Origin of the sequence: Bacillus cereus group sp. MYBK5-2 (assembly GCF_051915685.1) — a bacterium.
GTDB lineage: Bacteria > Bacillota > Bacilli > Bacillales > Bacillaceae_G > Bacillus_A > Bacillus_A cereus.
In genome coordinates this window covers 321,232-333,934 of record NZ_JBQAFE010000005.1, presented here as the reverse complement: position 1 = coordinate 333,934, position 12,703 = coordinate 321,232, and the positions used below count along the sequence as shown (strand labels likewise).

Below are 12,703 nucleotides of genomic sequence, written 5' to 3'. Positions count from 1 at the left end.
AGCTTGTACGAATTATGTTTGCAACTTTTTATACTTTTAAGAAGCGACGAATTGACATTACACTTCCCCACATACCGATTAAAGCACCGATTAACACTAGTAAACCAGCTAATTGGAATACGAACGGACTGTATGGTAGAAGCTCGAAAATTGTTCCGCCAAGTTTTTCATTAAACACACCTTGCAACGAATTATACGTAATTAGAATTAGGCCAATTGGAATAATTGATCCTAATACTCCTAAGAATAATCCCTCTAGCAAGAATGGCCAACGAATAAACCAGTTTGTTGCACCAACAAGTTTCATAATTTCAATTTCTGTACTACGAGCATAAATTGTAATTTTAATTGTATTAGAGATTAAGAACATCGCTGTGAATAAAAGACCAGCAATTAACGCAATCCCAATGTTACGACCAGTTTTTACAGTATCAAATAATCGTTCAACTTGTCCTTTTCCGTACTGAACATTACTAACAAACTGCATTTTTTCAACCTTCTTCGCGATTGTCGCTGTATCGGTTGGTTCTTTTGCTTTTACAACGAATACGTTTTTAAGTGGGTTATCTTGTTCAAATAACTCAAACGTTTTTCCACTATCACCTAAGCTTTTAATTAAACGTTTTAACTCTTCTTCTTTAGAAGAATATTTAATAGAATCTACTTTTGCAATCTTACTCATATCTTCTTCTAATTTCTTTTGATCCGCTTCTTTTGCAGCTGGATCAATGTGTACACGAATCTCTACATCTTGCTCTACTTTCGTCGCAAAATGGTTCATATTCATAATCGCTGTTAAAAAGACACCTACAAGTAATAATGTAACTGTTACTGCACTAACAGAAGCAAATGTCATCCATCCGTTACGTGATAGATTCTTTACACCTTCTCGCAAATGTCGACTAAGGGTCTTAGCCTTCATATCCGTATCCTCCCTCAATCTCATCTCGAACAATTTTTCCGCCTTCAATCGCGATTACACGATGACGGATTGTATTTACGATATCTGCATTATGCGTCGCCATAACAATCGTTGTGCCGCGCTCATTAATGCGAGTAAAAATATTCATAATATCAAGAGCTGTTTCAATATCTAAGTTACCTGTTGGCTCATCGGCAATTACAACCTTTGGTCTATTTACAATTGCTCTTGCAATAGCCACACGTTGTTGCTCCCCGCCCGAAAGCTCACTTGGAAGTGCGTCTGCACGATCTTCAAGGCCTACAAGACCTAGAACTTCTGTTACACGCTCACGAATTGCATCCGGTTCTTCTTCAATTACTTCTAAAGCAAACGAAACATTCTCATATACCGTTAATTTAGGTAGCAATTTGAAATCTTGGAAAATCACGCCTAATTGACGACGAAAATACGGAACGTCTCTTTCTGCCAATGTTTCGATAGTAAGTCCATTTACATTAATAGATCCTGTAGATGGTTTCTCTTCACGATACATCATTTTAATAAATGTAGATTTTCCGGCTCCACTCGGTCCAACTACGTATACGAATTCACCTTGTTTAATGTTAACTGTAAGACCAGCAATGGCTTTCATACCATTCGGGTACTCCTTATAAACATTCGTCATTTTTATCATTATTTATCACCCAATACTTAATGATTTTTTTCGAAATACTTTTCTGTACATCTGAAAACAAAAGACATCCTTCATTTTCATTTAGTCATCCTTGTTGAAGATAGTTTACTTATGCTTTCTCATAAGCAATACCACTCTATGTAATATATTTCAGCAAAATTCTACAAACCCCATTGTAACATCAAACGGTTTCCAATTTGGATACATTTTTGTTACAGTTATGTTACATACCAGAAAAAAGGAAAACGAGTTGACTATATTATCAACTCGTCCATTTCACCTTTTTTATTTATGTTCAGCTAACCATTCAGACACTTTTTTCGCATCTTCACCTTGAATAAGTCCTGGTGACATTGAACCGCGGCCTTTTTTAATAATCTCTTCGATATCTGCAGCGTCGTACTTACCGCCTACTTTTCTTAAATCAGGTCCAGTTGCCCCTGATAAATCTGTTGCGTGACATCCCGCACAACTTCTTTGGAAAATTTGTTCTGCGCTGTCTGTGCTTGCAGACTGTTTCGAAGACTTACTCTCTTCTTTATTTCCGCATGCTCCTAAAGCAAAAACAACCGATGTCCCTAGCGCAATAGCCAACAATTTCTTTTTCACTTCTATCGCTCCCCATTGTTGATATTCTTTTTATTCCTAACACACTCATTTTCATTATAAGCATTATCTTTATATAGAAAAACTAAGGTGTATTTCATATTCCTCAAAAATACAGTGAGAACCTTGATAAAATAAAGCTTTCATAAGTTGTTTCAATTCTGTGAACAACTAAAAAAACTTCTATAAAGCATCCTTTTTAAAAGGAAAATTAGAAAAGTTCTATATAAATCTTTACCATATTACCGCTCTATTTTACTATTCTCTACTTTTTACAAAACAATATACAGCATTGTAATCTACATATAATCCCATCAAAAAGAGAAGTTGTCGTTTCCAACTTCTCTTCCTCTTTACTTCATCTATAAAAATAAAATCAAATTCTTTATATCCTCTATTGTCCTCAGCATGCGCCAACAATTTCGTTGGCTTTTTTTCGCTTATTAGATGCGAGAACGTAAGTAAGCATCAATAAATGGATCAATCTCTCCATCCATAACAGCTTGTACGTTACCAACCTCCGTATTTGTACGATGGTCTTTTACAAGAGAATACGGGTGGAATACGTAAGAACGGATTTGGCTACCCCATCCGATTTCTTTTTGCTCTCCGCGAATTTCATCTAATTCTGCTTGTTGCTCTTCTAGTTTCTTTTGATATAATTTCGCTTTTAACATTTTCATCGCATGCTCACGGTTTTTAATTTGAGAACGCTCCGACTGACATGTTACAACCGTATTTGTCGGTGTATGTGTAATACGAACTGCTGAATCTGTCGTATTTACGTGCTGTCCACCAGCTCCACTTGCTCGGTACGTATCAATTTTTAAATCTTCTGTACGTACTTCGATTTCAACTTCATCATTGAACTCTGGTACAACTTCACAAGATACGAATGATGTATGACGACGCCCTGAAGAATCAAATGGTGAAATACGTACAAGACGATGTACACCTTTCTCTGCTTTTAAGTAACCGTAAGCGTTATGACCTTTAATTAATAAAGTTACACTCTTAATACCAGCTTCATCACCTGGTAAATAGTCAACCGTTTCTACTTTGAATCCGCGTTTTTCAGCCCAGCGTGTGTACATACGTAATAGCATAGAACCCCAGTCTTGTGACTCAGTTCCACCTGCACCTGGATGTAATTCTAAAATCGCATTATTTTTATCATAAGGATCACTTAATAGTAACTGAAGCTCATACTCATTCATTTCTTGAATTAAGCCTTTTACTTCTGATTCTAATTCCTCATGTAAATCTTCATCATACTCTTCTTTTAAAAGCTCATGCGTGATTTCTAAATTTTCGAACGTCTCATCTAACTGACGGAACTTTCCAACCATATCTTTTAACGCATTCGCTTCATTAATTACAGCTTGTGCGCCTTGTTGGTCATCCCAAAATCCTGCGCCCATCATTTTCTCTTCTAATTCTGCAATTTGTTTCTCCTTAGTAGGGAGGTCAAAGAGACCCCCTAAAAGCCGCTAATCGCTTAGCCATTTTCTCTAATTCCTGTCTAATTTCTACTAATTCCATTTCCTTCACCTCTATGTAATTGCTGTTACTTTCGTATGAAAACAAGGGAAACTCTCTCCACTTATTACGGAGAGAGTTTAATCCTTCTTAATTATACATTTTTGATATAAAAGTTTGCAAAACAGCCTAAGCTACCGTCCTATATTACTGAACGATACCACAGCAGTTTTTATATTTTTTACCGCTACCACATTTACATAAATCGTTGCGGCCCACTTGGTCACCTTTTACAACTGGCTTTTTCTTTGCTTCTTCGCCATCGCTAGAAGGATGAACAGCTTCACCTTGAACAACTTCTTGACGTTCTAAGTTTTGTTCAATTTCAGCTTTCATAATGTAACGAGAAATTTCCTCTTCAATAGAAGCAACCATTGACTCGAACATCGCGAACCCTTCCATTTGGTACTCACGAAGTGGATCGATTTGACCGTAAGCACGTAAATGAATACCTTCACGAAGGTGATCCATCGCATCAATATGCTCTGTCCATTTCGTATCTACAACGCGGAATACAACAACCTTCTCAAACTCACGCATTTGCTCTTCTGGCATAAGCTTTTCTTTTTCATTGTATCGCTCAATTAATTTCGCAATAATTGGCTCGCTCATTTCCTCAGGAGCAAGGCGACGTAATTCTTCTTCTTTTACATCTCCGTCTTGAAGAAGGTTTGTATTTAAGTAGTCAACAAGACCTTTAATGTTCCAATCTTCTTCAATTTCCTCTTGTGTATGAAGAGCAACAGCACGTTCTACTGTAGATTTCATCATACCTTCAATAATGCCGCGTAAGTTGTCAGACTCCATTACCTCTTGACGCTGTTTGTAAATAACTTCACGTTGCTGACGAAGTACATCATCATATTGCAGTAACTGCTTACGTGCATCATAGTTATTTCCTTCAACACGTTTTTGTGCAGATTCTACCGCACGAGAAACCATTTTACTTTCAATCGGCTGAGAATCATCCATACCAAGGCGGTCCATCATTGCTTTCATATTATCTGAACCAAATCGGCGCATTAATTCATCTTCCATCGATAAGTAGAACTGCGTAACACCAGGGTCCCCTTGACGACCAGCACGACCACGTAACTGATTATCAATACGACGACTTTCGTGACGCTCTGTACCGATAACTGCTAAACCAACGTTTTTCACATCGTCTCCAAGCTTAATATCTGTACCACGACCTGCCATGTTCGTCGCGATTGTTACAGCACCTTTCATACCAGCCTCTGCAATGATATCTGCTTCACGAGCATGGTTTTTCGCATTTAAGATGTTATGACGTACACCTTTACGCGTTAACATTTTTGAAATAAGCTCTGAAGTTTCAATTGCAACTGTACCTACAAGAACAGGTTGTCCTTTTTTATGACGATTTACAATATCCTCAACAACAGCATTGAACTTACCTTCCATTGATTTAAAGATTAAATCGGCACGATCATCACGAATAATCGGTTTGTTTGTCGGAATTACAATAACGTTCATATTGTAAATGTTACGGAATTCCTCTTCCTCTGTTTTCGCTGTACCAGTCATACCAGATAATTTTTCATACATACGGAAGTAGTTCTGGAATGTAATTGTTGCAAGCGTCATGCTTTCATTTTGAATTTCTACACCTTCTTTTGCTTCAATCGCTTGGTGTAATCCTTCGCTATAACGACGACCTTTCATAAGACGACCAGTGAATTGGTCTACAATTACGATTTCGCCTTCTTGTACAACATAATCTGTATCACGATGCATAACAACGTGTGCACGAAGCCCCTGATTAATATGGTGAAGAAGTGCTACATGTTTTAAATCGAATAAGTTTTCAATATGGAAAGCTTTCTCTGCTTTCGTAATACCATCTTCTGTTAGCATTACATTTTTCGTTTTCACATCAAATGAATAATCTTTTTCATTTTCTAACGTACGAACAAATGCATTTGCAAACATGTATAGCTCTGTTGATTTTTGAGCTTGTCCTGAAATAATAAGCGGCGTACGTGCTTCATCGACTAAAATAGAATCGACTTCATCGATAATAGCAAAGTGAAGTGGACGTTGAACGCACTGCTCTTTATATAAAACCATGTTATCACGTAAGTAATCGAATCCAAGCTCATTATTTGTGCTATACGTAATATCAGCAGCATAAGCCTCTTGTTTCTCTTCGCGTGACATACTATTTAAGTTAATTCCTACCGTTAAGCCAAGAAACTCATGAAGTTGTCCCATTTCGCTCGCATCACGTTGTGCTAAATATTCATTGACTGTAACAACGTGAACACCTTTTCCTGTTAAAGCATTTAAATATACAGGTAATGTAGATGTTAACGTTTTACCTTCACCCGTTTTCATCTCAGAAATATTCCCTTCATGTAAGGCAATACCACCCATTAACTGTACGCCATATGGACGCATTCCAAGAACACGAGTTGCCGCTTCGCGAACAACTGCAAAAGCTTCAGGTAGTAAATCATCTACTGTTTCACCTTTTGTTAGACGTTCTTTAAATTCAAGCGTCTTTCCTTTTAATTGTTCATCAGTTAGTGGCTTAATAGATGACTCTAATGCATCAATTTGCTCAACTGTCTTTTGCATACGTTTAATTTGGCGTTGATTTACATCAAACACCTTTTTTAAAATACCGATCATAGGAAATACGCTCCTCTTTTTATTAAAATAAAACTTCCGATTGTTTTTCTTTTTCTCTATTACAATCAGTCGTTATAAAAATCAAATGTATGTTATGCCAATTTTTCTCCTAATTAAAAAAACTAAAATGTATATACCTAATGATAATTGTAACACTTGTCTTATAACTATGACAACAATCGGCAAGATGTCGGGCCTCATATTCAGAAAAAGTTTTTATTTCATTTGTTACGTTCCTTTTCTCTGTCTCGCTATTTCAATTTCACGTTACAAAATTCGTATTAAATCTAAGTCATATTCTTTCAAGTTTCCTTTTAAAAAATAGGACTACCAGAAATTCCTTAATAAAATCTAAATCGACAATTACAAAAAGCCGGAAACTTCGCAGGTGTAGCATCCATAGATACTTACACCTACAAAAAAACTCCGACTTTAAAAGATATTGTTATGTTGCAAGATCTACAAACAACATTAAAATATAGCTGTATCAATCATAAATTTTATTAATTTATCGGTATTTCTAATTCATGATATTTCCCTTCCTTATCCTTTATACACGAAATGAATTTCACTTTAGTTGATTCATTTGAAAAGTTTTTATAATTTTTATAAGGGTCATCTCCTATAAAATAATTTGTCCCTATATACCCTCGTACTGTTTTACCAGCAGGTATTACAGGATCAAACTGATATTTTTTAGGTAATTCCATTGAATAAGGGATTAAATTATAAAACTCACCTATTTTAGAATAAAACATTGTATCGGAAATAGACTTATTACTAAGCAAGTTAATATCTCGATTTGTTGTATTTGTAATATCTAAAGGTAAAACATACGTCACTACTTCACGGTCTTCATAGGGATCATAAACTTTTGTAGGATCAAGAGGATTAAGTGCATGAAACGTAACTCCTTGCCCATCTTCAAAAGTTCTATTAGATAAAAACTCATCTTTTACCACTTTATAAGATTCATTATTAAGATTTAATGTTTTAAATCTTAATAAACTAGCAAATATACATAGCAACAGACACAATCCAATACTTATTAAGATATGTTTTCTCGTCACTCTTAATCTACCAACTTTCCATTATTAACATGTACAATACGATCTACCATTTCATTATCTAGAACATGCACATCATGACTGGCTACAACAATAGTCGTTCCCTTGGCTTTTTCTACTTTCAAAATATCTAAAACATCTTTTATCCCATCACTATCTAAAGCATTAGTTGGCTCGTCTAATAACAGTAATTTTGGTTGTTCCATTAAAGCTTGCGCTATCCCTAAACGTTGTTTCATACCTAAAGAGTATCTTTTATACTTTCTCTTATCTGTTTTATCAAGTCCAACCCTTTGAATAATATTATAAATCTCCTCATCGGAGATTTTATTGTTAATCGATGATAAAAATTTCAAGTTCTGAAAACCAGTATACCCTGGAATAAAACTTGGATATTCAATCAATATTCCCATAGAATCAGGAAATTGCTTTTGTTTTCCAATTATTTTATTATCTATATAAACAACTCCAGAATTCAAACGCATTAACCCTGAGATAGCGCGTAAAATCATCGTTTTACCAGAGCCATTATGCCCCTTCAAAACTAAAAATTCGCCTTTTTTTACTGACAAACTAATATTATCTAACACAATATTTCCTTTTAATCTTTTCCTCATACATTCACATTTAATATAATTGTCCATAAATTATTCACCTATCACATCTAGTTTTTTAAAACAAAAACTACCTAATAAAATCATTACAACAACAATTACTACTCCTATTAAAAGTAAATCATTATATTGAATAGATTGATTATTACCTAAAGTCAATTGAATTGAACTGTGATCAACAAAATACCAACGATTTGGCATAACAAAAGAGCCTAAAAAATAAATACTATGAAAGAAAATAGACAAAAATAGGTACAACAACATTAGTACAAAAACAATAGTTATCGGTATATAAAAAGTTAAAAACTCAAAAATCAAAGCTAATAAAAAACTTATAATTATTTGAATTAGCATAGTACCTAATATCTTATAAGGAAATTGACTATATAAATTTAAAAAATTATACTCGCCTAAAGAAAGCAAATAGTAAGCGCTAAACCAAATAAAATACATACCAATCCAAATAATAATTATATAAAAAAACAAAGATAATATTTTCGTTAACCACAGAAAATGCTTCTTCTTAACACGAGGAAATAAATAAACACCATTCTGTTGAATATCTGAAAAAGCAAAATTCCCTACAAGCAACAAAGGAGTGATTTGAAAGAATATCCAATAAAAAGGGATAGAAAATCGCCCCTCCTTATAAAAATAAGATAAATCAACAAAGTCTACTCCATGAAAAAATCGATAAAAGGTAACATCTACTAATACAGATTCTTTACCATTACTAAGAGGCTGATTGTATAAAAAAGCAATTGCAATAATAGCGTAAATTAAGAATAAAAAAGCCATTATCTTGATGGAATCTCGAAACCTTACATGTAAATCTCTTTTTAACAAATAATATAAGATCATAATGTAAACTAGATCACCTCTGTCTCATCATTCATAGAAATATAACTTTTTTTAGATAAAATCCATACACTTATAAAAAAGATAAAAAGACAGCCAAATAAGCGTATAAATAAACCAGTAGCATCTTCAAAGACATTTATATAAAAAGCATTTGTAAATAAAAATCCATGTAATATAAATCTATCTAATAAAACAGCAGTAATCATACATATTATTACAAGTAAACTAGATAAAAATAATTGCAATAAAGCACTTATCATACATATAAAAACACTCGCAAATAATTGAATGCAAAATAATAATGGATAATTTACATCAACACTAGTTACAGCCATCATATTTGACATCAAAAACAACTGTAAAATCATACTCCCAGCAAAAAAGTAAACAAAAACGAATAGCTTCAAATAATATATGGAAACTAATTTCAATGTATTATTCACTCTGTAAACAACATAAATACTAAAAAAATTCGACATAGAATATACAGAAAAAACGATAGTTAAAGGAATAAATATAGTCGATAAATTATAAAACGACATAACCTTATACAAAACTTCCAATTCGTTCATTTTCTCTTTTATAATTCCGGTTTCAAAATAATTGAACAAACAACCAATGATACTGACATTAAGTAAAAAGAGAATACTTAACCAAACATATTTCATCCTTATAGTTTCTTTCATAACATTATAAAAGAACATGCTTCCTACTCCCCCGTAAATAAAGAACTACAGAACAAAACCAAATACATAACAGTACACTAAGAAAAATTTGTAATTCAAAAAAGCCAAAATCTTTAATTAAATAATCTTTAGGATTGAGAATCCCTTTTCCAATACCAAGCCAAAAAATATGTAAAATAAATGGAACTAAATAAACAAAATAAACTCGTTTTATAAAAAACGAAACTGATAAAGCTAAACTCGAAAAAACCGCACCGTATAAACCATTTAAAAATACATACATTAGAAAATATAAAGTAGGGTACTTATAATAAACTATATGAAATTGAGCTGTTGGCGAAACAGTAGAAGCCATATAATTTAATATTGGATGCGGAGCAACTGTTGGATAAGTCATCACATATAAATAAAAATTAAATAGTAAAGGGACACTTATAATAAAAAAAGATACAATAAAATTAATAAAATAAAGTAGCTTAAAATAATAACATGTTCCCATCTTAGAAATAACAGGATAAATAAATCCATAATTTTTATCAATTCTATAAATCCCTGCTACAGCCATTGCGGAAAGCATAGGAAATATAAGTAAATAAAACTCACTATAAAACGATAATCTATTAAAATATAAAATATTAGATAAATATGGGGATACCTTTATAATCCCAGCATCGTTAAATCCTTTAGTTGTCACAAACATAGCAATATATTGAGCAATAACAATTACTAACATAATAAATAAAGACAACCAAAACATCTTACCTTTTAAAATCCTTCCTAAAAAGTAACTCATCTATAGCTCCTCCATAAACCATTAAATTTAAATCTTTTTTAATATGAACAATTGATCCGCAACACCATAACATTTCTTTTCTTTATTTAACCAAATGTAACGAAAAGAAACATTTGCTCTCTCTCCTTCAAATTTAGGAAACTCAACTTCATACTGATAAACATCATTTGTGCCTTTTCTTTTTACACTCTTAACTTCTTGTTTCCACTGAATTACTTCTCCATCAGTTTGTTCAATCCGTCCCAAGAGATACGTTGGTTTTTTCTTATTCGTAACACCCGTCAAAAAAACATAATAATTTTCTGGTATAACTCCTAATTTTAATTTTTTATTTGAAAGCTTATCCTCTATTAAACTATCATTTTTTTCTATTTGTCCTTGAAAGAAATCATCACCATTTTCACTTTTCAAAAACACTTGTTCAAAAATAGTATTTTTGTTAATTCCTTGTAATTCAATACTTTTCAAATTTTCTTTTTCCGTTAAAGTATCTTCAACATGTACAATAGGTTCATCTACTTTCTTTTGACAAGAAACTAAGAAACTAATACTCAATATAAAAAAACAAACTAAAATATATTTTGAAAGAAACCTCATTACAGCTCCTCCTATTTTAAAAATGAAATAGCAGGAAAAGTCGTATAATCCGGATTTGAAACTATACGACTTTTTCTAGCACTATAAAATAAATAATTTCAATTTATAATTTCTAAATCAATATTCAGTGTAAGGTCCACTAGGTCTTACACTATCAGGACTCCAAGCAGTAGGATAAGCATTATTTTCTCTAGAATAACCACCAAATCTCACAGGCACATTTTTCCCATGGTTTTCATATGCATAATTTTGAAAAAGATATGTTCTACCTGGTATCACTGTTCCTTCATGCTTACCTGAACATTTACCCATTTTCTATCTTCTGCATTTTTATTTTTATCTGCTTCTGTCCAAACATTGAAAGAACCTCCGCCCTTCTCACTGCTCTTCACACGCATATACATAGAGGTAGGCGTCTCTTTAGGACGTGCATTAGTATAATCATATGGACTCCAAAGTCTAAAGGTAAAATTCACATGGTCATCCCTTGTACTAGCCTTAGCCGGTTCGGTTAAAGCGAAAGTACTAGCTAAAATACCTAACGATAAAACAGATCCAAACATAAAACGACTTTTTTTCTTAATGCTCACTAAAAGCACCTCCGATAATTTGTAGCATTATATTGATTTTATTTTTCCACTGAATGAACAAAATCAATATAATACAATATTATGGTAACAACACCTCAACACACCTTCAATGGATTTCAGAATATTTAATATTACTTTTACACTTGCGAACATTTCGTTAAATTTTTAAAAACAATACTATATCCCTAGCAAAGAATTACTTGTAAAGGTAGCTACATTCCTATGCTTGTTCCAAATAATAAAGAGTAACTCACCTCTCTAAGTTTCGAATTTTCTCCTGCTGTTTTGAGGAAACACTGCCTAAAAATCACTTCTTAATGAAATCGGCTACTTATAAAACTTTTTTAACCTTGCTACGAAAAATACAAAAAAAGCGCAGCCATTTCGGCTACGCTTTCGAATTATTATTTAGTTTCGATTAAACCGTATTTCCCATCTTTACGGCCATATACAACATTAGTTTCGTTTGTATCAGCATTTGTGAAGACGAAGAAATTATGTCCTAGCATATCCATTTGTAGGATTGCCTCTTCAACGTCCATCGGTTTTAAATCGAATCGTTTTGTACGTACAAGTTCTAATTCATCTTCTTCTACCTCATCCAAAACAGCTACTGCTTCTGGAAGGATAAAGTTCGTTTTTATAGAACCTTTCTCACGTAACTTACGATTTACTTTTGTTTTATGTTTACGAATTTGTCGCTCAATTTTATCAACTACTAAATCGATAGCAGCGTACATATCGCTATTAGTTTCTTCTGCACGAAGTAATAAATCAGTAAATGGAATTGTTACCTCGACACGTTGCTTGTCAGAGTATACTTTTAAATTAACTTTAATCTCTGGAAATGTATCAAAATAACGCTCTAACTTACTTAGTTTTTTCTCTACATATTCCTTTAATGCTGGAGTTACTTCAATATTTTCACCACGAATGTTGAATTTCATAGATGAATTCCTCCTTTCAAGCCTATGTACTATAATTTCGACATTGGCTTAAAAACTCCTTCTAACTTTTTTAAAAAAATTAGTGGAATTGCGATTTTTTTATCGTTTTTTGTTGAAATGAAAAGATGCATCGTTTCTATTTTTATTTTA

12 protein-coding genes and 2 pseudogenes are annotated in these 12,703 nt (G+C 32.9%); 1 reads left to right on the top strand and 13 read right to left on the bottom strand.

The window, feature by feature from the left end:
* Positions 1 to 28 precede the first annotated feature (28 nt).
* From ftsX to secA, 5 genes are all read right to left on the bottom strand, one after another.
* Entirely contained in the window at positions 29 to 922 is an 894-nt protein-coding gene (ftsX, locus tag ACTFP3_RS19480) for a permease-like cell division protein FtsX (protein WP_000645027.1), read from the bottom strand.
* The gene (gene ftsE, locus ACTFP3_RS19475; protein ID WP_000594321.1) at positions 912 to 1,598 is read right to left on the bottom strand and encodes a cell division ATP-binding protein FtsE; all 687 of its coding nucleotides are present in this window, start codon (positions 1,596 to 1,598) and stop codon (positions 912 to 914) included. The genes ftsX and ftsE overlap by 11 nt, the downstream gene beginning before the upstream one ends.
* A gap of 285 nt (positions 1,599 to 1,883) precedes the next feature.
* Entirely contained in the window at positions 1,884 to 2,207 is a 324-nt protein-coding gene (cccB, locus tag ACTFP3_RS19470) for a cytochrome c551 (RefSeq protein ID WP_000727971.1), read from the bottom strand.
* A gap of 440 nt (positions 2,208 to 2,647) precedes the next feature.
* Positions 2,648 to 3,746 (bottom strand): peptide chain release factor 2 gene (gene prfB / locus ACTFP3_RS19465; protein WP_096001716.1). Its coding sequence is split into 2 segments (ribosomal slippage): positions 2,648 to 3,673 and positions 3,675 to 3,746, totalling 1,098 coding nucleotides; the frame shifts between segments, so codons are not numbered across the junction.
* Positions 3,747 to 3,890: 144 nt separating this feature from the next.
* Positions 3,891 to 6,398, bottom strand: coding sequence for a preprotein translocase subunit SecA (gene secA, locus ACTFP3_RS19460; protein ID WP_000579387.1), 2,508 nt, complete (start codon positions 6,396 to 6,398; stop codon positions 3,891 to 3,893).
* A 357-nt stretch (positions 6,399 to 6,755) separates the two neighbouring features.
* Here secA and ACTFP3_RS19455 point away from each other — a divergent pair.
* A pseudogene (locus ACTFP3_RS19455) lies at positions 6,756 to 6,905 on the top strand (tyrosine-type recombinase/integrase); the annotation flags it as partial.
* On the opposite strand, the gene ACTFP3_RS19450 reads toward ACTFP3_RS19455, so the two are convergent.
* From ACTFP3_RS19450 to hpf, 8 genes and pseudogenes are all read right to left on the bottom strand, one after another.
* Positions 6,902 to 7,429 carry a hypothetical protein gene (locus ACTFP3_RS19450; protein ID WP_033671094.1) on the bottom strand — a complete coding sequence of 176 codons (528 nt, stop codon included), beginning with the start codon at positions 7,427 to 7,429 and terminating at the stop codon, positions 6,902 to 6,904. The pseudogene ACTFP3_RS19455 and the gene ACTFP3_RS19450 overlap by 4 nt on opposite strands.
* 41 nt (positions 7,430 to 7,470) lie before the next feature.
* Positions 7,471 to 8,109, bottom strand: coding sequence for an ATP-binding cassette domain-containing protein (locus ACTFP3_RS19445; RefSeq protein ID WP_326035788.1), 639 nt, complete (start codon positions 8,107 to 8,109; stop codon positions 7,471 to 7,473).
* Between the two features lie 3 nt (positions 8,110 to 8,112).
* Positions 8,113 to 8,877 carry a hypothetical protein gene (locus tag ACTFP3_RS19440; RefSeq protein ID WP_270705809.1) on the bottom strand — a complete coding sequence of 255 codons (765 nt, stop codon included), beginning with the start codon at positions 8,875 to 8,877 and terminating at the stop codon, positions 8,113 to 8,115.
* 71 nt (positions 8,878 to 8,948) lie between these two features.
* Positions 8,949 to 9,644 (bottom strand): hypothetical protein, encoded by a 696-nt coding sequence (locus ACTFP3_RS19435; protein WP_440011013.1) that lies wholly within the window; start codon positions 9,642 to 9,644, stop codon positions 8,949 to 8,951.
* Positions 9,631 to 10,419, bottom strand: coding sequence for a hypothetical protein (locus ACTFP3_RS19430; protein ID WP_326035786.1), 789 nt, complete (start codon positions 10,417 to 10,419; stop codon positions 9,631 to 9,633). The genes ACTFP3_RS19435 and ACTFP3_RS19430 overlap by 14 nt, the downstream gene beginning before the upstream one ends.
* A 27-nt stretch (positions 10,420 to 10,446) precedes the next feature.
* Entirely contained in the window at positions 10,447 to 11,016 is a 570-nt protein-coding gene (locus tag ACTFP3_RS19425; protein WP_326035785.1) for a hypothetical protein, read from the bottom strand.
* A gap of 117 nt (positions 11,017 to 11,133) precedes the next feature.
* A pseudogene (locus tag ACTFP3_RS19420) lies at positions 11,134 to 11,606 on the bottom strand (hypothetical protein).
* A gap of 404 nt (positions 11,607 to 12,010) precedes the next feature.
* Positions 12,011 to 12,553, bottom strand: coding sequence for a ribosome hibernation-promoting factor, HPF/YfiA family (gene hpf, locus ACTFP3_RS19415; protein WP_000671185.1), 543 nt, complete (start codon positions 12,551 to 12,553; stop codon positions 12,011 to 12,013).
* Between the last annotated feature and the right edge of the window lie 150 nt (positions 12,554 to 12,703).

Excerpts from the sequence above, each read along its gene's own strand:
- ftsX (WP_000645027.1), bottom strand. The coding sequence starts at position 922 with ATGAAGGCTAAGACCCTTAGTCGACATTTGCGAGAAGGTGTAAAGAAT.
- ftsE (WP_000594321.1), bottom strand. The coding sequence starts at position 1,598 with ATGATAAAAATGACGAATGTTTATAAGGAGTACCCGAATGGTATGAAA.
- secA (WP_000579387.1), bottom strand. The coding sequence starts at position 6,398 with ATGATCGGTATTTTAAAAAAGGTGTTTGATGTAAATCAACGCCAAATT.
- ACTFP3_RS19445 (WP_326035788.1), bottom strand. The coding sequence starts at position 8,109 with ATGGACAATTATATTAAATGTGAATGTATGAGGAAAAGATTAAAAGGA.
- ACTFP3_RS19440 (WP_270705809.1), bottom strand. The coding sequence starts at position 8,877 with ATGGCTTTTTTATTCTTAATTTACGCTATTATTGCAATTGCTTTTTTA.
- ACTFP3_RS19435 (WP_440011013.1), bottom strand. The coding sequence starts at position 9,644 with ATGTTCTTTTATAATGTTATGAAAGAAACTATAAGGATGAAATATGTT.
- ACTFP3_RS19430 (WP_326035786.1), bottom strand. The coding sequence starts at position 10,419 with ATGAGTTACTTTTTAGGAAGGATTTTAAAAGGTAAGATGTTTTGGTTG.
- ACTFP3_RS19425 (WP_326035785.1), bottom strand. The coding sequence starts at position 11,016 with ATGAGGTTTCTTTCAAAATATATTTTAGTTTGTTTTTTTATATTGAGT.
- hpf (WP_000671185.1), bottom strand. The coding sequence starts at position 12,553 with ATGAAATTCAACATTCGTGGTGAAAATATTGAAGTAACTCCAGCATTA.